The organism is Sediminimonas qiaohouensis DSM 21189 (assembly GCF_000423645.1).
Lineage (GTDB): Bacteria > Pseudomonadota > Alphaproteobacteria > Rhodobacterales > Rhodobacteraceae > Sediminimonas > Sediminimonas qiaohouensis.
The window spans coordinates 365,046-387,388 of the sequence record NZ_AUIJ01000001.1 but is presented as its reverse complement, the minus strand read 5'-3'; the positions used below and the strand labels follow the sequence as shown (position 1 = coordinate 387,388).

At 67.8% G+C, this 22,343-nt stretch carries 17 protein-coding genes; 4 read left to right on the top strand and 13 right to left on the bottom strand.

The genetic code is table 11. The features are described from left to right. Nucleotides 1-389: 389 nt before the first annotated feature. Nucleotides 390-1,376, bottom strand: a complete 987-nt coding sequence (cobS, locus tag G568_RS0101840) for a cobaltochelatase subunit CobS (RefSeq protein WP_026756449.1) — start codon at nucleotides 1,374-1,376, stop codon at nucleotides 390-392. 167 nt (nucleotides 1,377-1,543) lie between these two features. Here cobS and G568_RS0101835 point away from each other — a divergent pair, with 167 nt between their 5' ends. Beyond that, a complete protein-coding gene (locus G568_RS0101835) occupies nucleotides 1,544-2,086 on the top strand; it encodes a sigma-70 family RNA polymerase sigma factor (protein WP_026756448.1) in 543 nt (180 codons plus the stop codon). After that, on the top strand, nucleotides 2,083-2,778 hold the full coding sequence (locus tag G568_RS0101830; protein WP_026756447.1) for an anti-sigma factor: 696 nt from the start codon (nucleotides 2,083-2,085) through the stop codon (nucleotides 2,776-2,778). Before G568_RS0101835 ends, G568_RS0101830 begins: the two co-directional genes overlap by 4 nt. An 18-nt stretch (nucleotides 2,779-2,796) precedes the next feature. Here the strand turns inward: G568_RS0101830 and G568_RS0101825 are convergent, their stop codons facing one another. The 3 genes from G568_RS0101825 to G568_RS17975 all read right to left on the bottom strand — a co-directional run bounded on the left by G568_RS0101825 (nucleotide 2,797) and on the right by G568_RS17975 (nucleotide 5,746). After that, nucleotides 2,797-3,045, bottom strand: a complete 249-nt coding sequence (locus G568_RS0101825) for a sulfurtransferase TusA family protein (protein ID WP_026756446.1) — start codon at nucleotides 3,043-3,045, stop codon at nucleotides 2,797-2,799. A gap of 68 nt (nucleotides 3,046-3,113) precedes the next feature. Then, nucleotides 3,114-4,457, bottom strand: a complete 1,344-nt coding sequence (locus tag G568_RS0101820; protein WP_037373459.1) for a 3-deoxy-D-manno-octulosonic acid transferase — start codon at nucleotides 4,455-4,457, stop codon at nucleotides 3,114-3,116. Further along, a complete protein-coding gene (locus tag G568_RS17975) occupies nucleotides 4,454-5,746 on the bottom strand; it encodes a 3-deoxy-D-manno-octulosonic acid transferase (RefSeq protein WP_037373514.1) in 1,293 nt (430 codons plus the stop codon). Before G568_RS17975 ends, G568_RS0101820 begins: the two co-directional genes overlap by 4 nt. Nucleotides 5,747-5,909: 163 nt before the next feature. On the opposite strand from G568_RS17975, the gene G568_RS0101810 reads away from it, so the two are divergent. Next, a complete protein-coding gene (locus G568_RS0101810; RefSeq protein WP_169576928.1) occupies nucleotides 5,910-6,074 on the top strand; it encodes a hypothetical protein in 165 nt (54 codons plus the stop codon). A gap of 51 nt (nucleotides 6,075-6,125) precedes the next feature. Here G568_RS0101810 and G568_RS0101805 read toward each other — a convergent pair whose 3' ends face one another. The 9 genes from G568_RS0101805 to G568_RS0101765 form a co-directional block, all read right to left on the bottom strand. Then, complete coding sequence (locus tag G568_RS0101805; RefSeq protein WP_026756443.1) at nucleotides 6,126-7,157, bottom strand: N-acetylneuraminate synthase family protein; 1,032 nt, start codon at nucleotides 7,155-7,157, stop codon at nucleotides 6,126-6,128. After that, nucleotides 7,154-8,050, bottom strand: a complete 897-nt coding sequence (locus tag G568_RS17970) for a lysophospholipid acyltransferase family protein (protein ID WP_037373513.1) — start codon at nucleotides 8,048-8,050, stop codon at nucleotides 7,154-7,156. Before G568_RS17970 ends, G568_RS0101805 begins: the two co-directional genes overlap by 4 nt. Nucleotides 8,051-8,225: 175 nt before the next feature. Further along, complete coding sequence (locus G568_RS0101795; protein ID WP_051202574.1) at nucleotides 8,226-11,531, bottom strand: translocation/assembly module TamB domain-containing protein; 3,306 nt, start codon at nucleotides 11,529-11,531, stop codon at nucleotides 8,226-8,228. Next, nucleotides 11,531-13,354, bottom strand: coding sequence for an autotransporter assembly complex protein TamA (locus tag G568_RS0101790; protein ID WP_051202573.1), 1,824 nt, complete (start codon nucleotides 13,352-13,354; stop codon nucleotides 11,531-11,533). Before G568_RS0101790 ends, G568_RS0101795 begins: the two co-directional genes overlap by 1 nt. A gap of 414 nt (nucleotides 13,355-13,768) precedes the next feature. Beyond that, on the bottom strand, nucleotides 13,769-15,250 hold the full coding sequence (locus tag G568_RS0101785) for an inorganic phosphate transporter (protein WP_026756440.1): 1,482 nt from the start codon (nucleotides 15,248-15,250) through the stop codon (nucleotides 13,769-13,771). 87 nt (nucleotides 15,251-15,337) lie between these two features. Further along, nucleotides 15,338-15,796, bottom strand: coding sequence for an NUDIX hydrolase (locus G568_RS0101780; RefSeq protein ID WP_026756439.1), 459 nt, complete (start codon nucleotides 15,794-15,796; stop codon nucleotides 15,338-15,340). Nucleotides 15,797-15,899: 103 nt separating this feature from the next. After that, on the bottom strand, nucleotides 15,900-18,353 hold the full coding sequence (hrpB, locus tag G568_RS0101775) for an ATP-dependent helicase HrpB (RefSeq protein ID WP_026756438.1): 2,454 nt from the start codon (nucleotides 18,351-18,353) through the stop codon (nucleotides 15,900-15,902). 451 nt (nucleotides 18,354-18,804) lie between these two features. Beyond that, nucleotides 18,805-19,797: a YcjF family protein gene (locus tag G568_RS0101770; protein ID WP_026756437.1), complete on the bottom strand. Its 993-nt coding sequence runs from the start codon at nucleotides 19,795-19,797 to the stop codon at nucleotides 18,805-18,807. After that, complete coding sequence (locus tag G568_RS0101765; RefSeq protein WP_026756436.1) at nucleotides 19,794-21,212, bottom strand: YcjX family GTP-binding protein; 1,419 nt, start codon at nucleotides 21,210-21,212, stop codon at nucleotides 19,794-19,796. The genes G568_RS0101770 and G568_RS0101765 overlap by 4 nt, the downstream gene beginning before the upstream one ends. Before the next feature lie 187 nt (nucleotides 21,213-21,399). Here G568_RS0101765 and G568_RS0101760 point away from each other — a divergent pair, with 187 nt between their 5' ends. After that, on the top strand, nucleotides 21,400-22,335 hold the full coding sequence (locus G568_RS0101760; protein WP_026756435.1) for a cation diffusion facilitator family transporter: 936 nt from the start codon (nucleotides 21,400-21,402) through the stop codon (nucleotides 22,333-22,335). Nucleotides 22,336-22,343 lie beyond the last annotated feature (8 nt).

Below are 22,343 nucleotides of genomic sequence, written 5' to 3'. Positions count from 1 at the left end.
TTCCCGAGGATAATCAGACGCATATCGTATATAGAAAAATCTGTGATTTTCGATAGTGTTCTGAACTAAGCTAATCGCGTGGTCTTCTATGACTAGATCTGCTCGTAGCACTAAGTCGACAGACATAACAGACAGGTGCGTAGACAGCCTCGAATACTCATCTGCTAAGACTTGGAGAACCTCTTCCAATCCATCTGTCCGTTCGGCAATTTCGACTTCGAACAATTCTGAATTAAACCGATAAAACGCAGCGCAGCGCGCGGCTCCCTCCCAATAAGTGAAATCGGTTGGCTGCATCGGCTGGAGTTGCTGGGAAGAAACCAAGGTGGGGGTAGGGATGGCCGCGAGCCAAACCAAAATTAAGACACCTATTTTGTGTTTCCAACATTTCATCCCAAGCTCGCGCTTGCGGCGCTTTCGGGCAGTTCCTCGTCGAAGCAGCGCTGGTAGAACTCGGCCACGGTTTGCCGCTCCAGCTCGTCGCACTTGTTGAGGAAGGACAGCCGGAAGGCATAGCCGATATTGCGGAAAATCTCGGCGTTCTGGGCCCATGTGATCACCGTGCGCGGGCTCATCACCGTGGACAGATCGCCGTTCATGAACGCGGTGCGCGTCAGGTCGGCCAGCGTGACCATCTGGCTGATGTTCTTGCGGCCCTTCTCGTTATTGTAATGCGGGTTCTTGGCCAGGACGATCGCGCTTTCGGCATCGTGGCTGAGGTAGTTCAGCGTCGCCACGAGGCTCCAGCGGTCCATCTGTGCCTGGTTGATCTGCTGCGTGCCGTGATAGAGGCCCGTCGTATCGCCCAGGCCGACCGTGTTGGCGGTGGCGAACAGGCGGAAATAGGGATTCGGCGTGATGATTTCGTTCTGGTCCAACAGCGTCAGCTTGCCGTCGGCCTCAAGCACGCGCTGGATCACGAACATCACGTCGGCACGGCCGGCATCGTATTCGTCGAACACGATGGCGGTCGGGTTGCGCAGGGCCCAGGGCAGGATGCCCTCGTGGAATTCGGTCACCTGCTTGCCGTCGCGCAGCTTGATCGCGTCCTTGCCGATCAGGTCGATCCGGCTGATGTGGCTGTCGAGGTTGACGCGCACGCAGGGCCAGTTGAGCTGTGCGGCGACCTGCTCGATATGCGTGGATTTGCCGGTTCCGTGATAGCCTTGGATCATCACGCGGCGGTTGTGGCAGAAGCCCGCCAGAATCGCCAGCGTGGTGTCCGGATCGAATTTGTAGGTGCTATCGACATCGGGCACGCGATCATTGCGGTCGGCGAACCCCTTGACCGTCATGTCGGTGTCGATGCCAAAGACGTCGCGCACCGAAATGGTTTCGGTGGGTTTTGCATTGCTATCCATGGTGCCGTCCGCCATCTTCTGACTATCCTTTCCTCGAGGGCGTCTTCGCCCTTTGGGCTGTCGTGCAACATATTGCGATCAAGGGCAAGGGGAAGGGCGAAACGTCAGCCATCCACCGGGGCTTGGCCAGTATCGCGCCTTGGGCTAGCATGACCCTGCGAACAGGACAGTGGGAAGGGCCAATGGCGACACCCGAAGAAATCGAGGCGCTAATGGCGCGGGTGGCGCTTGGGGACCGTGCGGCGTTTCAATCGCTGTATGCGACGACCTCGGCGAAACTTTTTGGCATCTGCTTACGTGTCTTGTCCAGCAGGGCCGAGGCCGAGGACGCCTTGCAGGAGGTGTTTGTCAAGATCTGGCGCAACGCCGGACGTTATCGGGTCAATGGCCTCAGCCCGATGACATGGCTGATCACGGTGGCGCGCAACCATGCGATCGACCGGGTGCGGGCGCGCCGTGCAGAGAACGCCGATCTGGACGTGGTCAACCAGATGCCCGACGAGGCGCCCGGCCCGGAAACCAGCGCGATTCAGTCATCCGAGCGGGCGCGCCTGATCGATTGCCTCGATGAATTGCCCGACGGCCGCGCAAGGGCGGTGCGTCTGGCCTATCTTCAGGGCGAGACCTATGCAGACCTGGCGGCGCGTTTCGATGTGCCGCTGAACACGATGCGAACCTGGCTGCGCCGTAGCCTGCTGACCCTCAGGGAGTGCCTGTCGCGATGAGTGGCGAAACCGATCCCGAAGACGACCGCGTGCTGGCGGGCGAGTATGCCCTGGGCCTGCTGTCTCCCGAGGAGGCGCGCGCGTTTGAAGAGCGGATGAGCGCGGAGCCCGCCTTGCGCGAGCTATACGCCGGCTGGGCCGAGGATCTGGCGGCGCTGACCGACGATGTCGAAGAGGTCGCCCCGCCCGCGGATATGCCCGCCCGGATCGAGACCGCCCTGTTCGGCGCCGCGCCGCGCCGCAGCCTTTGGCAGCGGCTGGGGCTGACTTGGATCATACCGGGGGCGGTACTGGCGAGTTTGCTGACGTTCTTCGTGGTGTCCAACGATCTGCTGGTCCTGGACGGCGATGTGCCGCCGCTGCGGGCAGAGATCGCGGCGCAGGATGATAGCCTGCGGGTGCTGGCGGCGTATGATGCCGATGACGGAGCGCTGCGCGTGACCCGCGATGCCGGGGCGGCCGCGCCGGGCAGGGCGCTGGAGCTGTGGCTGATCGCGGGGCAGGGGGCGCCGGTGTCCCTGGGCGTGCTGCCTGAGGCGCGCGACGGGGTACTGCAGGTGGCGCCCGAGCTGGCAGAGAAGCTGCCGGGAGCGACGCTGGCGATCAGTGACGAGCCGCCCGGAGGGTCGCCGACGGGGGCGCCGACGGGTGATGTTCTGGCGACCGGGCAGGTGCCGTCGCAGGGCGCCTGAGGGGAACGCCTGAGCGGGTCAGGCCGGGCCCTTGCGGATCAGGAAAACATGCGCCGGGGCGGGTGTTTCACCGTGAAGCGTTGTCGTGTTCACGAGGTCATGCCCCCCTTCGGCGCAGAAATGGGGCACGTCCACCACCGAGGCCGGATCGGTGGCGGTAAGACGCAGAACCGCGCCGTTATCCATTGAATTCAACCGCTTGCGTGCCTTCAGGACAGGCAGGGGGCACAGCAGGCCGCGCGCGTCGATGTCTTCATCCCATTCCATGCGCGCGGGTATAGACCGAGGCGGCACCTCTGGAAAGCGGGGTTTCGTGTGCTGGTGTAGTGATGCGCCTATTCCTTTGCCGCCCGCAGGAGGCCCGGCAGGGCGGTGAGAGTTTTTTCCACCGCGCCGGCATGCGCGGCGAAGAACCGCTCGATCCGGTCTTGCGGAACGGTCCATTCGGCGCCGGGGGCCAGTGCGCGGGTCAGGGCATCGCCATCGTCGAGCGACCTGAGAACGCCCGCGTCGATGGCCTCTTGTGCGGGGTATTCGATGGTCCAGATATGCGGGCCGACCAGCACCGGCTTGCGCAGGGCCAATGGCTCGATCACGTTATGCGCGCCCTTGGGGTGGAACCCGCCGCCGACGATGACGCGGTCGGCCATGGCAAGGTAGAAATACATCTCGCCCATCGAATCGCCAAGCAGCACATCGGCCTGCGGCGCCTTGCCCGTCATCGGCGCGAGGTGGGCGTCGAGCGCGGCGCTGCGCCGGGCGAGGCGCAGTCCGGCCTCCATCAGGATCCCGGCGACGGTGTCAAAGCGTTCGGGCGCGCGCGGCACGTAGACGAAGAAGGGCCGCGCCGTGCCGGCGGCATCATGCGCGGCAAGCGTGTCGGCGATGGTGCGGGCATAAAGCGCATCCTCGCCCTCGATCGCGCTGGCGATGGTGATGACGGGCCGCCCGCCCGCGCCCAGCCAGCGGCGCACCGGGGCGGCGGCATCGGTCTGGTGGGGAGGAATGGCTTGTTCAAAGCGCATCTCGCCGGTGATGGCGACGTTATCCTGGCCCAGCTTGCGAAAGCGGGCGGCCTGCATGTCAGATTTCACCATAACCCCGGCAAAGCCGCGCACCAGTTCGGCACGCAGGGGGTGGCGGGTGCGGTCGCGCTCAAACGTGCGGGTGGGATATTGCCCGTTGCACAGCAAAAGCGGCACCCCGAAACGGCGCGATGCCATGATCATGCCGGGCCAGAATTCGATCTCCATCACCAGCCCGTACTTGGGGCGGAAGGCGCGAAAGAAACGGCGAAAGGCGCGCGCATCGTCGAAGGGGACGTAGCAGGCGCTGAGTGTGCCGCACTCAATCTCCGGGCCGAAGAGGTTGCGCGCCTCGCGCAGGCCGGCGGGGGTGAAATGGGTTGTCACGACATGTTCGCCCCGCGCCAGAAGCGCCCGGATCAGCGGCACAGCCGAGCGCAGCTCGCCCAGGGACACCGCGTGCACCCAGACATGCGGCGCAGTGCGGCGCCGGTGCAGGCCAAAGCGCTGTGCCACGTGCGCGGCATAGAGCCGGTCGCGTCGTGCCCGCCACAAGAGATACCCAAGGATCAGCGGCATCCCCAGCAGCCACAGCGCGCGATACGCCAGCATCGCGCGGCGCAGGCGGGGCGAGGGGAAGGGCGGCTGGCTCATGTCGGGGACCGGTGCGGTGGCGGGATAAGGCGGCACAGCTCTTGGCACAATGCGGCCGTGCGGTCCATGCTGCGGGTGGCCAGACCCTGCGCGCGCCTGGCCATGTCGGCGGTGTCCGGGGCGCCTAGGGCGGCGGCGAGGGTGTCGGCATCGTCAACCCTGCGGGCCGCGTTCGCCGCGTGCAGGGCGGCATAATCGGCGGCGAAATTGGCGGTGCGCGGGCCGTGCAAGATGGCCGCGCCTAGCTGTGCCGCCTCCCACGGGTTGTGGCCCTCGACGGGGCCGGTGGTGCCGCCGATGAAGGCGACATCGACCAGCCGGTACCACAGGCCCATCTCGCCGAAGGTGTCAGCGATATAGACTTGGGTTTTCGGGGTTGGCTGGGGCTGCGTGCTACGTAGCGCGGCGCGCAGGCCGGCGTCAGCGCAGGCCTGTGCGACCTGGTCGCGGAGCGAGGGATCGCGCGGCGCCATGATCAGAAGGGCATTCGGATCGCTGGCCAGACGCGCGCGGTGCGCGGCCAGCGCCAGCGCCTCGTCCGGGGCATGGGTGGGGCCTGCCAGCCAGGTGGCGCGCGCCTTTGTTGCGGTTCGCATGGCCGCCAGCGCAGCGGCGTCGGCGTTCAGGGGCGGCGCCGCGGGTTTGAGCGAGCCATCCTCGCGCACAGTGTCGGCGCCGAGGCGCTTCAGGTGCGCGGCGGTATCGGTGTCCTGCGCCGAGATCAGCGTGAAACGGGCGAACAAATCGCGGTAGAGCGGCGCCACCCGGGCCCGCGCCCGGTAGGCGCGCGCGTTCATCCGCGCCCCCACCAGCGCCAGCGGAATGCCGCGCCGCGCGGTGCGCCAGACAAGGCCGGGCCACAGGTCCTGCTCGGCCCAGATGGCCAGATCGGGGCGCCAGTGATCCAGGAACCGCCGCGCCGCGCCGGGGGTGTCGAGGGGCAGGAACTGATGCCGGCAGCGGGGCGGCATGTTGGCCGCCAGCACCTCGGCCGAGGCGCGGGTGGTTGAGGTGATCAGGATCTGCAAGTCGGGGTGCCGCGCGTGCATCTGCCCGATCAGGGCGCGCAGGGCCAGCACCTCGCCCAAGCCCACGGCGTGCATCCACACCAGCGGCCCGTCGGGGCGCTGGGCCGTTGCATGGCCCAGCTTCTCGCGCCAGCGGTCCGGCAGTTCCTTGCCGCGCGCAAGCCGGCGGCGTAACACCAGCGGCGCCAGCGCGGGCAACAGCGCCGCGCTCAGCCCCAGGTAGGCGGCCAGCGCCGCGCTTGGTCTGGGACGCCTAGCCACCGCACGCACCCCGGATCGGGCGAGGGTGCGGCAGGGCGCAATGGATGGGACGGCGCGTGCTCATTGGGGTCTCATGGCGCAAAAACGCCCCACGGGCAAGCGGCACAGGCGCATTGCGCACGCGCGGCGGCCCGTGAAACAAGCGCGGCAGGAGGCGGTGGCCATGATCTATCTCGCCGATCGCAAGCTGTTGCTTGTCAAGCCCATGAAACTGACCGGTACCAGTGTCGAGATCGCCCTGTCGTGCAACGCGGGCGGCAACGACATCGTCATGCCGCTGATGCCCGAGGACAAGGTGGTGCGTTATCGGCGCAGGGGTGAGACATAATTGGAAACCGGGGGAATACCGCCGCGCCTTTCGGGGACTGCGACAAGCCGCTCAATCCGATAGGTCGGACCATTTGAGTTGCTCGTTGCGCCGCAGGGCGCGGGTCAGGCGTTTACCCAGGACGGCGTCGAAATCAAAGCCGGGTATCTCGCCTGATCCGGGCCGGCGGGCCCATATGTCAGCCTCGGTGAGGGTGTGGCCAGCGGGCAGGTCGGCGTCGGCCACGACGGAGGCCCGTGCGAAGCGGTAGACGTCTTCCTCGGGGCCGGTGCGGGATTTGTCGTTGTTCGCCGCGATCCATATCTCGCGCGATCTGTCGACCATCAAGCGCAGCTCGGCCGGGTCCATCGAGCAGGCGATGTCGGGGCCGGCGCGGTAGCGCGTGTCGGTATAGTGGCGCTCAAGTATGCAGGCGCCGAGGGCGACGCTGGCCAGGGCCATTTCCGGGCCGATCGAGTGGTCGGAGAAGCCCACCACGGCATTCGGGAAGGCGCTACGCAGATCGCTTACCCCCCTGAGTGAGACGATTTCCGGCGGGCTGGGATACAGGTTGGTGCATTCCAGAAGGGCATACTCGACGCCGGCCTGTTCCAAGATCGCGACGCTGGCGCGCAGGCTGTCGATGGTTTGCATGCCGGTGGACATGATCACTGGCCGCCCCTTGGCCGCGATGTGGCGGATCAGCGGCAGGTTGTCGGCCTCGCCCGAGCCGATCTTGAACGCCGGCACATCCAGCGCATCGAGCATGTCAGCGGCGGCGCGCGAGAAGGGGGTCGAGATATAGATCAAGCCAAGGGATTCGGTATAGGCCTTGAGCGCGGCCTCGTCCTCGGGGGTGAGGGCGCAGCGCTCCATCACTTCCCAGATCGAGACATCGGCGTTGGGCGGAAAGATCTCTTTCGCCTCCTCGGTCATCTCGTCTTCGACGATGTGGGTCTGGTGCTTGATGCATTCGCAGCCCGAGGCGGCAGCGCGGCGGACCATGTCGCGGGCCACGTCCAAATCGCCGCCGTGGTTTATGCCGATCTCGGCAATGACCAGCGGCGGGTGGTCGGGGCCAATCTGTCGGTGGGCGATTTTCATGGCGTCTGTTCCTTGGTCCGGGCGACCTGTTTGTGCGCACTTTCCGGCATTTTCCAGCGCTTGTGAAGCCAGAACCACTGATCCATATGGGCGCGCACCTGCGCCTCGAGGCTGTCATTGAGGGCCTGCGTCATGGTTTCCGCGTCGCTGTGGCGCAGGGGTGCCTCGAGCACCACGTCGAAGGTCATCCCGTCGGGACGGCGGATGGCGTAGCAGGGGATAAGCGCCGCGTCGTATTTCAGGGCCAGCTCGGCCGCCGAAAGCGCCGTCCAGGCGGTGTGCCCGAAAAACCGCAGCGGCGCGCCGTTGCCCATGCGCTGATCTATCAGGATGGCCAGCGTGCCTCCGCCGCGCAGAAAGCGCATCATCTGGCCCAGCCCGCGCCGCCCGCGATCGAAGAGCGGCGTGCCGATACGCGAGATTGTCGCGACGTAATGCGCGTTGAAAAGGCGGTTGTTCATCGGCCGGTAAAGCCCGCCGATGCGGTGGCCGCGATGCAAGAGCCCCGCGCGCACTGCGTCGTAATTGCCGAAATGCCCCGACACCAGGATCGCCGGGCGCCCGTCCGCCTGCGCCTGTTCCAGCGCGGCAAGGCCGGGGCCGCTAATTTCTGTACGCCGGGCCACGGCAAGGAAATCGTCGGGCGAGTAGAGCTCGGTCACGGTGCGGCCGATGTTGCGGGGCACGTCGCGCACCAGGCGCGCCTTTTCCGCCTTGTCCAGGTCGGGAACGACCAGGTCGAGATTGGCACGGATGCGGCGGCGGTAACCGGCCACGGGCGCGACCAGCCGCGAGAACAGCCAGCCGCCGAACGGCACCCGCCAGCGATAGGGAATGAGGTGCAGCAGCCAGATCAGAACGCGAATACCGGCGTTCTCGGTCCAGTGGCGCATGGCGCGCAGGTCGCGGCGCGGCTGGCCGTGCCGGTTTTTGCGCGCAGGGTCTTTCGAAGTGCCGCCGTTGCTCATTGCCGTGTGCCGGAGTCCGGGGTTGTGGTTGGACCACGTCTATTGCCCAAAATCGCGGCCAATGAAAGAACCGCGGGCAATTATTTGTGGCCTTTGCCCCTCAATAATCGCGCTCGTAGAACACGCCAAGCCCTGTGTCGCCTTCTGATCCCAGGCGCCCGCGGGCGGTGATGTTCGGGCTGACGGTGAGGTTGAGGTTGATCTCGGTCTGGCCCTGGGTATCGACCACCACGTCGGTATAGATGTTTTCCGAGATATATTTGCCGGCGCGCGCCTGCGCGGTGCCGTTGGCGTCGGTGGTGACGTCGAGGTTGTCCAGGCCGGTGCCACTGCGCAGGCGCTCGGAAATGCCGGCGCCGCCCTGTCCGGACAGGGTGCGCAGGGCGTTGGCCAATCTAAGTGCCTGAAATGGCGATATATCCGTGACGCCGCGCCCGAAAAGCAGAAGCGACAGCACCTCGTCGCGCGGCAACTCGGGTGAGGAGGTCAGCTCCAGCTCGGGGTTCGATGCCTGTCCGGTCAGCCCGATCCGGACCGAGGTACCGTCGGTTTGGGTTTCGGCGACGAAACTGATGTAGGGGTCGAACGCGCCCTGAAGGTTGACCAGCCCTTCGGTCAGGGTCAGGCGCCGACCGAGGATATCGAGTCGCCCGCGGATCAGGTCGAACCGCCCCTGCGGGACCAGGTTGGTGGTGGTGCCGGTGAGGCGGATCTGACCGCCCAGTTCGGCATCCAGCCCCCTGCCGCGGACAAAGATCCGCGCCGGGGCGCGCACCAGCAGGTCCACCGGGTAGGCCGGGCCAGTGGCCGCGGCGGTGCCCGCGCCGGGGGTGCCGATTACGCCGGCCCAACTGCGGGTGCGGCGCACGTCCGCGGGCTCAGAGCGGTGTTTCAGGCCGGGCAGGTCGCCAAAACTGGGGCCGCTGGTATCGGGCACGCGCAACTCCACGTCGCCAAGGGTGATGGTGCCGCCGATCCGGGCGCCGCCCGCAAGCGGGCCTTGGACGCGCAAATCGCCGTTGGCGGTGGTCTTGAACAGGGTCGGATCGCTAAGCGCCGCGCGGCGCAACTCCACCGCCAGATCGGCGTCGAAGGGCGGCGACAGGGTCACTGGCCCGCTAAGCCGGACGGACCCGCCCGAGGACAGCGCGGAGGACACGTTCAGATCGGCGCGCCCCTGTGACAGCCGCGCCTGCGCGTCGATCTGGCCAAGCGCGAGGCGTTGGTCGGGCAGGGTCAGGCGCGCGCCAGCGGTGGCAACGGTGCCCGACAGCGACGACAGCGCCGGCGGCCCGGCGAGGCGCAGATCGAAGCGGGCCTGCCCCGACAGGCTGCGGGGGCTGAGCTGTGCGTTGGCCAGCGCCAGCGGGGCCTGCCCGGTGATCGACAGATCGGCGGTGGCGATATCCTGGGTAATGGTGCCGTTTGCCTGCGCGGCGCTGCCGCCGGGGCCGTCCGCATCGAGCGTGATCGTCCAGGGGCCGGTGGCGCGGGTGGCCGACAGCGTCATGTTGGCGGGGCCGCGCACGCCGTCGGCGATCAGGCCCAGATCCGACAGCCGGGCCGAAAACTCGGCCGCGCCCTGCGCGGCGCTGAGCCGCCCGTTGCCGGAAATTTGCACCGAGTCGCTGGATAGCTCCAGCCGCTTGATCCGGATGCCATCGGTGCTGCGCTGCGCGTCTAGGGCCAATGACGTGCTGCCCGCGAGCAATGGATCGAGCGTGCCGATGCCGGTGTGCAGATCGCGCGTCTTGCCCGCGATGGACATGTCAAAGCCACCCGAAACCGGGGTTGCGGTGCCGCGCAGGGACATTTCCGCCGAGCCGCGCAGGGGCCGGTCCGCAAGCGCGGCAAAGCGGGACAGATCGCGTGCCTGCGCGCGCAGATCGGCGCGCAGCTCGACCTCAAGCGCGTCTTCGATCCCCTTCAGGGACAGGTCGCCCGAAAGGTCATAATCCGCTCCAGCCAGCGACAGCCCCGTCAGGCGCACCGGCGCGCCGGGCGTCCAATAGGCCTGTGTCCTGGCGCTAAGGGACGATCCGATTGCCTTGGCCAGCGCGGGATCGTCCGGGCGCAGCCCCGATAGCCGCGCATCGACATCGCCGGTGACGTGCCCCGGCGTGCCGTCGCTGGCGCGTTGCAGGGTGCCGGTGGCGGAAACGGTGGCCTCGGCCAGCGACAGATCGGGCCGCGTCAGCCCGTTGGCGCGCAGGCTCATGTCCCAGGATTGACCCTTGGCGGCGTCGAAGGCCAGGTCGATCTGCGCCTCGCGCAGGGAGGTGCGCGGCCCCGATGCCGGCAACAGCACCCGCGCGCCATCCTGTCCGCCGATCCGCCCGTTGAGGGCCAGCCGTTCGGGCCAGCCATCGGCGGCGATCCGGGCCTCGCCTTGCAGGCTTAGCGCCTTGGCGGTCAATGATAGTTGCTCCAGCACCATCGCGCCATCGGCGCCGCGCTCGCCCGCCACTTGCAGCGCGATGTTGCGGCCAAAGAACTCGCGATACTCGGGGGCGAACAGGGGCGCGATGTCCCCGCCGATATCGAGTGCGAAGCGTTGTGCGGCGGTTGCGCTTTCGTCCTGGGGCGTGTCGGTGGCACCCAATGTCACGGTGCCGGCGAGGCGTTGTTGCCCGTCGGTGGCCAGCGACACATCGGCGCTGTAGCCGGTGATCGGGCCGGTGCCCTTGGCGCTGAGCGAGATAGAGGGGCGCCCGGGCAGGTTCAGCAGGCCCGCCGCGATGCCATCAGCGGCCTCTTGCGCGGTCAGGTCGAGCGAAAGCACGCGGCTTGCGTTGTCATACCCGGCCTTGAGGGTCAGCGCGCCCTCGCGCCCGTCGATCCGCTTGAGCGACAGGTTGCCCTTGCCTTCACCGCCCGCAAGCGACAGGCCCCCCGACAGCGCCACCACGGCGCGCTGCCCGAGGACCGCCTTGCCGAGGGTCACCTTTTCGGCCGAAAGGCTGCCGATGTTCACCGAAACGGGCAGTTCGGGCAGGGAGAAGGGCGCGCTGGCCTCGGGCGGCGGGGCCTGCGCCTTGGTAGGCGCGGGCGGACGGGTCAGCGTGATCGATTTCGCGCCGAGCGACGTGATATCCAGCCGCCCGCCCAGTAGCGCGGCGCGGTCCCAGTCCAACACCGCCTCGTCGATGGTCAGCCAGGTGCCTTGCGGGTCCGAAAAGGTGATCTGCTCGACCGTTGCGCGGGCACTGAGTGCCCCGGCAAAGCCGATCACCTGCACATCGCGCCCCTCGCCCGAAAGGGCGTCTTCCAGCACCCCTTCGAGGAAGGTGCGCCCCTCGCGCGCTGTGGTATCGTCCTGCGCACGCGCGCCGCCGGGCAAGGCGGTCAGCAGGGCCAGCGCCAGAAGCATGGCGGCGCGCAGGGGTATGATTCGGGCATTGCGCATCAAAATGCCTGTCCTATGCCGATATAGATCTGCACGCCGTCGCCGGTGCGCCCCTCGATCGGGGCAGCAACGTCCAGCCGCAGCGGACCGACCGGCGTCGCGTAGCGCAGCCCGACGCCCGCGCCCGCGTGCCATTCGCCAGCGCCGGAGAAGCCGCCATCGGCGGCGATGAACCCCGCGTCGGCAAAGCCTACGACGCCGATCTTGTCGCTCATTCCGACGCGCAATTCGCCCGACAGCCCCGCGAAAGAGCGCCCGCCGGTGCGCACGCCGCCGCCCTGTGCCACGTCCAGCGATTGGTAGGGGTGCCCGCGCACGGTGTCGCCGCCGCCCGAGTAAAACAGCATCCCCGGCGGGGTGTCCGCGATCGAGGGGCCAATGACGGTGCCCAGTTGCACGCGCCCGGCCAGCACCGCGCCCTTATCCGCGCCAAAGGCACGGTAGGCGCGGGCGTCGGCAATCAGTTGCGCGCCCGCGCTATTGCCGTTCAGGCGCGCGAACGGCTCGGCCTCGAACTGCACGAACGTGCCCGATGTGGGCGAGAGGATGTCATCGCGCCGGTCCCACAGCAGGCTGCCGGGGGTGCTAAGCAGGGTGAACTCGCGCTGGCCAAGGTCATCGGTGATGTCGGCATAGCTCAGGTCAACGCCCAGCTCGCCGGTCAACTCGTCGCTGAACCGGTGGGACATGCCCGCGCCGATCCGGGCCTCGCGCGATTTGAAGGTTTTCTCGTCGAGATCCTTGATATCGCCGTGCACGAACAGGCCTGTATCGGGGCCAAGGATCGCGGGCTTGTCAAAGCGCGCGCTGAGCTCGCTGTCGATGCCGCCGCTTTGCCCGGCGATGCCGGCGATTTCGGCCTCGACCCTGAGCCGCTCGGCCCCGCCCAGAAGGTTGCGATGCAGCCAGTACCCCGACAGGCGCAGCCCCTCCATCGACGAAAGCTCGGCCCCCGCGCCGATGCGGCGGGGTTTTTCATCGACCACCGTCGCGGTGATATCCAGCGTGTCGCCCTCGCCGGCCTGCTTGCCCTCGGCCAGGGTGACGGAGCGGAACGCGCCGCTGCGGCGCAGTCGGTTGGCGGAGGTCTCAAGCGCCTCGGGCGAGAACACCTGCCCCGTGGGCAGCCCGGCGATGGCGCGGATGCGCTCGGGGCGCACGGTGCTGCCGGGGGTCACTTGCAGGCGTCCGAAGCGCAAGCGCGGGCCGGGAGCCAAGCGGATACGGGCCGACAGCCGCTGTTTGGCGTGATCGGCGGTCACGTCCTGCGCGGCCACCTTGGCAAAGGCATGGCCAGCGCCGCGCCAGTCGTTCACCGCGCCGGTGGTGGCCTCGCGCAGGGCGCTGGCGCGGGCGCGCCCGCCGCGCGCGGCGGTGTCGGGCAGGGTGCTGCCGGGGGCGCGCGGGGCGATGTCCACCGCGCCAAAGCGAAAGGGTGGGCCGGGATCGATTCGGATCTCGATGGTATCGATGCGGGTCGGGGGAGACAGCGGCGGGATGCGCGCGGCCTCGCGCCCGTCGATGCGGATCGAGATCACGCCGCCATAATGCCCCGCGCCATATAGCACTTCGAGTAGGCCAGCGTAATCCGCCAGCGCCGCCGAGACCAGGTCCTGCGGATCGGTGCGTGCGTCCGATCGCGCGGCAAAGAGGGCGGAGGCGGCCTTGAGCGGCGCGGTCAGCGGCTGATCGTCCGCGGCGGTGCCCGGCCCCGGTTGCACCGACAGCTTTAGCTGTTCCAGCGCGGCCACGGGGCCCGCCAGCGCCAGGGCTCCAGTCAGCGCAAGGGCGCCTAGCCATCTTGTGTGACGCGTGGCGATCATGCCGGTTGCCTTTCACTGCGCCAGCGCGGCGCGGTCGACTCGCTCATCCCATTGCTTAAGGATAGCGCGCTTGTGTGAAAAGCGACATCTGTCTTCTGCTCAGGTTGCGCCAGGTGACTTGCCCTGCGTGTAGAGCCGCGATCCATGTTGTCCGTGGAGGGTGTGGCCGTCTCTGGCGGTGATGGCCTGTTGTGGACTTCGAGAAAACGGTTGAGGAGGCGCGCATCGACGGGTCGCGGTGCGGCGATGCGCAGCGCCCTTCGGGCGCTATTCCGCGCAATGGTGCAAGGCCTCTAAGGCAATTTATACTGTTTCCATAAAAAGGCTTGTGATTGGACAAGCGGCCCTAACGCTATGGTCTACTTGCAAATAGCGGCCAAATGGCTCTCGCGGCCGGCCGGTGGCGCAGCGCGTTCAAAGAACGATCATGTTCATCAGCAGGAAAATGCCGCCGGACAACAGGGCCGCCGCGGGCACCGTGATGACCCATGCGGCGACGATGGTCATGAAGTGGCTGCGCCGGACAAGCTTGCGGCGGCGGCGTTCCTCGGGGGCGATCCGCTTGCTTTTGTTGCCGTTCCCCGCCCCGTTGCGTCGCCGCCTTTCGGCGTACCATTCGCGGAAGAACCCGACGCCGAATACCGCCCCGACCGCTATATGTGTGGAGCTGACGGGCAGGCCCAGCCAACTGGCTACGATCACGGTGATCGCCGCCGAAAGCGCCACGCAATAGGCGCGCATCGGGTTCAGCTTGGTGATCTGGCTGCCGACCATGCGGATCAGCTTGGGACCGAACAGGAACAGGCCAAAGGAGATGCCGAACGCGCCGATCACCATGACCCAGAACGGGATCGCGACCTTGGCGCTGGCCATGCCGACCTGTGCGGCGTGCACGATCGCCGCCAAGGGCCCGACGGCGTTGGCCACGTCATTGGCACCATGCGCAAAGCTCAGCAGGGCCGCCGACAGGATCAGCGGCAGGCTGAAGAGGGTCTTGAGCGACTTGTTGCGGTTCTCCATCCCCTCGGACTGGCGCCGGATCAGGGGACGCGTGGTCGCCCATGTCACAAGGCCGGCCGCCGCCCCGATCAGGAGCGCGATCGAGATGTCGATATGCACGATCCGCTTGAGCCCCTTTAGTGCGAGGTAGGCGGCGAACGCGCCGGCCATGATCGCCACCAGCACCGGCACCCAGCGGCGCGCGGCGGCGATCTTGTCGTCGCGGTAGATGATGTAGGTCTTGATGAACGCCAGGAACGCTGCGGCGATCGCCCCGCCCAGCACCGGCGAGATAACCCAGCTTGCGGCGATGGCGCCCATAGTGGGCCAGTTGACCGCCGCCAGCCCTGCCGCTGCGATGCCCGCGCCCATCACGCCGCCGACGACGGAATGGGTGGTGGATACCGGCGCGCCAACCCAGGTGGCCAGGTTGATCCAGAGCGCCGCACTGAGCAAGGCAGCCATCATTGCCCAGATGAACGTGGCTTGTTCCGAGACGCCAGCGGGGTCGATGATCCCCTTGGATATGGTCGAAACCACGTCTCCCCCGGCCAAAAGCGCGCCGGCGCTTTCGCATACTGCGGCAATGGCGATGGCGCCGCCCATGGTCAGCGCGTTGGCACCCACGGCCGGGGCCATGTTGTTGGCGACGTCGTTGGCGCCGATGTTCAGGGCCATGTAGGCGCCGAAAACCGCCGCCACCACGACGATGAAATTCATCGGGGTCTGTCCGAAGAACACGGCGGCTGCCAGTCCGGCGACCACCATGAACGCAAGCGCCACGCCCGGCGCGACCAGCGGGCGCGCGACGTGGGCGGTGGCATATTCGACCTGCGAAATGCGGTTCAGGTCCTTGTCCAGTGTTTTCCACTGGGTGTCATGCGGTGATTTGGCCACGCCTGCCCCCTGCCATCTTCGGCGAAAGGGCGTAGTGGGGAAACCGTGCAAACGCAAGGCTTGCGTTACAATACCGTCACGCGGGCGTTACAAATTTTTCAAGATGTCACGCAGGCCGGGTTCGTCCACCATCTCAGAGGCCTCTTGCGGGCGGACCCAGCGGCGCGTGCGTTCATCAGATTCCGGGTAGTCGTCGCTCAACTCGACAACATTGGCCTTGAATACGTGAGTTTCCACCGGCACCACGGCACCGTTGTCGAGCGTCTTGGCGTAGTCATAGGTGCCGATCGCCTCGGCCTCGGCTTCGGCCGTTTTGACGCCGGCCTCTTCCCACGCCTCGCGCAGGGCCGCGCCGGGGGCGTTCAGCCCATCGATCGGCCAGCCCTTGGGCAAGATCCATCGCCCGGTGCCGCGCGAGGTGATCAATAGAACGCGAAGGTCATCGCCCTCTCCGTCCGTGCAAAGTGCGGCCACCTGAAATCTTTTCGGGCGCGAGAGCAAGGGGCGCACGACCTCGTCCCAGGCGCGCTTCAGTCCATCATGCATAGCTGTTTTTCTTTATCTGCTCGTTTTTTTGTTGTGATCGGGTAGCATACACATATGCCGCGCAAATTGCAAAATCCGCGCCATAGGAGCGGCTGCCGCCCATTCAAGGCGCTCGGCGTTTGGCGCGCAGGGTTGGATCGGCTTGGGTCGGGTCCTCGGGCCAGGGGTGTTTGGGGTAGCGCCCGCGCATGTCCTTGCGCACATCAGCATAAGAACTGGCCCAGAAGCCGGGAATGTCCATCGTCGTTTGCACGGGCCGCCCGGCAGGCGACAGCAGCGTCACGCGCAGCGGTTGCCCGGCAACCGTGGGGTGTGTCGCCTGGCCGAACATTTCCTGCAGGCGCAGGGTGATTTCGGGGGCCTCGCCCGAGTAGTCGATGGGGATCTTGCGCCCCAGCGGCGTGGTGAAATGCGCGGGCGCGGCGCGGTCCAGCTCTTTCATGGCGTCCCAATCCAGCATGGCGCGCAGGGCCGGCAGAATATCGAACCCTTTCCAATCCTGCGCCGTACGCACGCCCGACAGGAATGGCAGCAGCCAATCCTCAAGCGTGTCCATGAGGGCAGGCTCGCTCATGTCCGGCATATCGGCACCGCCTGCGCGCACCAGCGCCACCCGCGCCATGAAGCGGTGCGCTGCCGGGGACGGGGACAGGCCCAGCTCGCGCACACCGTCCAGCATGGCGCGGGCGATGGCCTCGGGCGGGGCGTCTTTCCATATGCGGTCGTCCAGTATGAGGGCGCCGAGGCGCTCTTGCTGGCGGGCGGTGACGCGGCGGTCGCGGCGCGACCATTCGCAGATGTCGTGCCAGCCTATCAACTCAGCGAACTGCGCCCGGATCTCGGCCTGCGTGATGGCGATGGCCTGACGGATGCGCGCCTCGCGCGGGTTGCCGTCGGTGTCCGTCACTACAAGGAACGGCGCGCCCGCCAGCGGGTCGTGCTCGTCCAGAACGGCGCCCTTGCCCCCCGAAAGGACAAAGCGCGGCGCGGTGCCCTTGCGGCGCTGACCGATGCGGTCGGGATAGGCAAGCGCGGCCATTTCCGCGGGGCCGAGGGTATCGGTGCCCGTGGGTTTGATCAGCTTGCGCAGGCGCTTTGCCTCTGCGTCGATGCGGGACAGGGCGGGACGGCTGGCCGGGTGCGGATGGCGCTCGTTGTAGCGCTTGGGATCGGCCAGCGCCGCCAGCCTGAGCGACAGGTCCACCGGCGCGCCGCGCCCCAGCGGATCGCGGTCCGACAGAAGCGCGGCCAGCGGCGCCGCCTGCGGTCCCGCGCGGGTGAGCATATGCGCAAGCCGCGGGTGCAGCGGCAGCGCCGCCAGCGCCCGGCCATGTGCGGTAATCCGGCGCGAGCGGTCGAGCGCGCCCAGCATTTGCAGCAGCGCCTGCGCCTCGGCATAGGCGCCGGGGTTGGGCGGGGTCAGGAACGGCAGGTCCTCGGGCGCCGCCCCCCACAGGGCCAGCTCAAGCGCCAGCGCCGACAGGTCGGCGGCTTCGATCTCGGCCGGAGGGTAGGCGGGCAGCGCGCCCTCGCCCCCCTTGGTCCACAGGCGGTAGCAGTGCCCCGGCGCGACACGCCCGGCGCGGCCGGCGCGCTGCTCGGCCTCGGCGCGGGTGACCGGCTCGGTCACCAGCCGCGACATGCCCGATCCGGGATCGAACCGGGCGCGGCGCGCCCGTCCGCCATCGACGACGACACGGATATCCTCGATCGTAAGGGATGTTTCGGCAATCGCGGTGGCAAGCACCACCTTGCGCCCGGTGCGTACGGGGGCGATGGCGGCGCGCTGTGCGGCGAACTCCATCGCGCCGAACAGGGGGCGCACCGTGCACCCCTCGGGCAGTCGCCCTTTGAGTGCAGCTTCGGTGCGACGGATCTCGCCCTCGCCGGGCAGGAACACAAGGATGCCGCCTTCGGTCTCTGATGCCGCCTTTACGATCTGATCGGCGGTTTCGGCCTCGAGTCGCGCGCGCTTGGGCAGCGGGGTGTCCCGCCAGTGGATATCCACCGGGTAGCTGCGCCCGTGCGACGTGATCATGGGCGCGTCCCCCATCAGCGCCGCCACCGGCCCGGCATCAAGCGTGGCCGACATCACCAGCAGCAACAGATCCTCGCGCAGCGCCCCGGCCAATTCGAGGCACAGCGCAAGCCCCAGATCGGCATTGAGCGAGCGTTCGTGAAACTCGTCGAAGATCACCGCCCCGACGCCGGTGAGTTCGGGATCGGACTGGATCATGCGTGTCAGGATGCCCTCGGTCACGACCTCGATCCGGGTATCGCCGGTGACCTTGGACGCGCCGCGCATGCGGTAGCCGACGCGCTGACCCACCGGCTCGCTTAGGGTTTGTGCCATTCGCTCGGCGGCGGCGCGCGCGGCAAGGCGGCGCGGCTCAAGCATCAGGATGCGGCCTTGCGTCAGGCCCGCCTCCATTAGCGCAAGCGGCACGCGCGTCGTTTTGCCCGCGCCCGGCGGGGCCTGCAGCACCGCGCGCCCGCGCGCCGCCAGCGCGCGGGTCAGATCGGGTATGACATCATCAATGGGCAGGCGATCGGGCATGTCCTTGCTTTTCCTGTCCGGCGGCGCAGGTCAAGGGGCAATGGGTGCAAGGGTCGCGCCCGGTCCCGAGGGTGGGTGCTGCATGGCCTGTTGTTGCCTTTCGCCATAGCGCCCCGCGCGGAGTCAAGCCGCGGTACGCGCCGCCGCGCATCGCCGGGCCGCCCCCCCGCCCCAAAGGGGCGCCGCCCAACATCGGCACGCCTCCGGCGTGACGGCACGGCGATTTTGCTGACACCTGCGCAATGCTCTGAGGTTTTTCGGGTTTGGCTGGCATTAAATGCCCATCACCATCGTAGGATCGCCGCACCGCGGCCCAACGATGCGCGGCTCATCGACCGGTTTCTCAAGGATTGCTCTGGGCCAATACTGCCCGCCACTCTGCCGCGGCAGACCTGTGGATTGGCGGCGGCTAAAACCGTTTAATGGTGCGAGTTCTGGGTTCGGGCAGCACCTAGCCCTGGTTGAACAGCCCGCTCAGTGCGCGGCGCACCGTTGCCGATACCGATGGCCGCCGGCGGGGGCCATAAGGCAGGGGGCGGCAGACCGCCATCGCGGCGACGCCGACGCGCGCCGTCAGTGCGCCGTTCACCACCCCTTCGCCAAAGCGGCGCGAGAGCTTGGACAGTAGCCCGCCGCCGGCCAGCGAACCGATCATGTCGTCGCCTATGGCCACCGCGCCGGTGGCCATCATGTGCGCCATCACTGCCCGCGTCAGGCGCCAGCCGCCGATCAGGCCCGAGCGCCCGCCGTAGATCTCGGCAATGGCGCGGATCATCCGGATATTCGCGGTCAGCGCCGCGATCACGTCGGCCAGGGCCAGCGGCACCAGCGCGGTGACCATCGCCACCTGCCGTGCCGCGGTTTCCACCTGCGCCAGCGCGGCGCGATCCAGCGGCGTCAGCAATTCGGCCTCGGCCAGCTCCAGCAGGTCGGCGGCATCCACCGGATCGCCTTGCCGCTCAGTCAGCCGGGCGCGCGCCCAGTTCAGATCGTCGCGCCCTCGGTAAAGGGCGTCGAGGGCCGCGACGGCGGCGCGCGCCTCAGTCAGCGATGCGGTGTCGCGTGCGGCCTGCGCCTGTCGCTGAATGCGGTCGATCCGGCCCAGGCGGATATAGGCGGCAAGCTCGCGCAGGGCGGTGATCGCCAGCACGATCAGCAGCCCCGCGATCAGTGCGACAACCGCGTAGCCCAGAAGCGGCAGGCGATGGATCAGGGCGGCGGCGAAATCCCACGCCGCCACCGACAGTGCCGCGCCCACAAGCGCCAGCGCCAGCCCCCAGCCCCACCGCGCCAGCCGCGAGGGCCGCCGCGCCGCAAGGCGCGCGGCGCGCTGCATTGCGCGGCCTTGCGCCTGCGCGGGGGCGTCGTCGGGGACGGGGGGCGCATTTTGCGGGTCGGGGGCGGGGCCGCCGCCTGCGTCCTGAATAACCGGTCCGTTTGTCATAGCTTGTCTCCGATCAGGAACTCCGCCGCGCGGTCCAGCCGGATATGCGGTGGCCCGTCACCGGGTTTGAGGGCCAGCGGCGCCGGGGCAAAGCGCATCACGTCGTATTGCGCGTCCAGCCAGCGATCCGCCCCGGCCCGCGCCGGCGACAGGATGCGCGCGGGATCTTCGGGCAGGGCGCCGGGATAGAGCGACACGTGCCGCCCGCCTTCGGTCAGCGTGCCCCGCACGCAGTTCAGGGTCTGGCCGTCATGGGTGATGGTGTCCTCGACCGTGGCGCGCAGGGCGGCGATGGCCATCGCGTCGGTTTTGGCGCCAGCGAAATCGGCGCGGTCGCGGGCGTCGCGCGTCAGCGCCTGCATGATCGCGCGCAGCCCGGCATGTTGCGTGTGGTGCAGGTGGTCCGCCCGCGTTGCCGCGAACAGGATACGATCCACCCGCCGCCCCCGTAGCAGCCGCGCGAGCGGGCCGTTGGGGCCGGGGCGAAACGCGGTCAGGATGCCCGCCATGGTGCGGCGCAGATCCTCGACCGCGGCGGGGCCGTTATGCAGGGCTTCTAGCGCGTCCACCAGCACCACCTGCCGGTCGATCCGGGCAAAATGATCGCGAAAGAACGGGCGCACGACCTGCGCCTTGTAGGCGTCGAAGCGGCGCGCCATTTCGTGGCCGAGGCTGCCGCGCTTTGGCCGACGCTCCGCAAGGGGCAGGGGCGCGAAGGTCAGGACGGGCGAGCCGGCCATTTCGCCGGGCAGCAGGAACCGCCCCGGCGTGCCATCGCACAGCCCGCGCGAGCGTGCATCGTGCAGGTAGGCGGTGTATCGCGCTGCGAGGTCCTGCGCGCGGCCCTCGTCATGGGGTGCGGCGGAATCGGTGCCTCGCATGAGCGACAGGAACGCGTGCGCCTGCGGATGCGGTGTGATCCGCTCCAGGACCGCGGCGGACCATGTGCCGTAGTCCTGATCGAGCATGGCCAGGTCCATCAGCCATTCACCGGGGTAATCCACGATATCCAAATGCACGGTGCGCGGCCCCGACAGCCCGGCCAGAACCCCCGCCGGCCGCACCCGCAGCGATATGCGAAGCTGCGACACCGCGCGCGTGCTGTCGGGCCAATGCGGCGCCGGGCCGGTCATCGCGGCAAGGTGCGTCTCATAGTCGAAGCGGGGCACGGTATCGTCGGGCTGCGGTTGCAGGTAGGCCGCGATGATCCGCCCCTCGGACGCTGCGCGCAGCCCCGGCATGCGGCCCCGGTCCAGCAGGTTGGCCACCAGCGAGGTGATGAACACCGTCTTGCCCGCACCCGACAGACCGGTCACGCCCAGCCGGATCACCGGCTCGAACAGGGCGGTGGTCATGGTGTCGCCAAGCCCCTCGACGCGGCGCGCGATTCCGTCAGCGATATTCGCGATGTCCAACCGATCGGCTCCTGCGCTTGCTGCGTGCCCGTCATAGATAGATATTGCGCGCCGCCAATGCCAGTGCGGGGCGCGGCGTGCCCGATATCGTTGAGCGTGCAGGGAAAATCGGCCTTTCGCCCGCGGCGCGCCTGCGCCAGTATCAGGGCCAAGCAGGATCCGCGCAAATCGGTAGACAGGCCCAAGCATGCCCCACGATCACGGACACGGACACGCCCATATGGACCCGGCCAGCGGCGACAGGCGCGTCGCGCTTGCAATATGGGCCAACATGTTGCTGACGGTGGCGCAGATCATCGGCGGGGTGCTGTCGGGGAGCCTGGCGCTGATCGCGGATGCGATTCACAATTTCTCGGACATGGCATCGCTGGTGATCGCCTATGGCGCGCGCCGGATCGCGCGGCGGCCTGCCGATTCCGCCATGACCTTTGGTTATGGCCGGATCGAGATGGTTGCCGCGCTGATCAATTACACCACGCTGATCCTGATCGGGGTTTACCTGGTATACGAGGGCGGCATGCGCCTGATCGATCCGCCGCAGGTGGCGGGGTGGACGGTGGTCATTCTTGGCGGTGTGGCGCTGGCGGTTGATACGCTGACGGCGGGGCTGACATGGTCGATGCAGAAGGGCAGCGCCAATATCCGCGCGCTGTTCTTGCACAACCTGTCGGATGCGCTGGCGTCCTTGGCGGTGGTGGGGGGCGGGGCCTTGATCCTGCTGTATGATTGGCGCCTTGTAGATCCGTTGGTGACGCTGGCGATCGCCGGGTACATCCTTTTCCTCAGTATTCGAGAGATCGGAGGGCCGATCCGTATGCTGATGCTGGGCAGCCCGCCGGGCTTTGATGCGCACGCGGTACTGGATGCGGTGCGCGCGACGCCGGGGGTCGAAAGCGTGCACCATGCGCATTTCTGGCAGATGCAGGAACACGCGGCGTCGCTCGACACGCATGTGGTGATCGACAACGACGCGTGGCCGCGCCAGCAGCAAATCAAGGAAGAGATCAAGCATATGCTGGGCGCGCAATTCGACATTCATCATTCGACCCTTGAGCTGGAGCGCGCCGATGATGCGCATAGCGGTGCGGCGCTTTTCGGGCGTGATGGGGGTTGCGGGCACTGAGGGCTTGC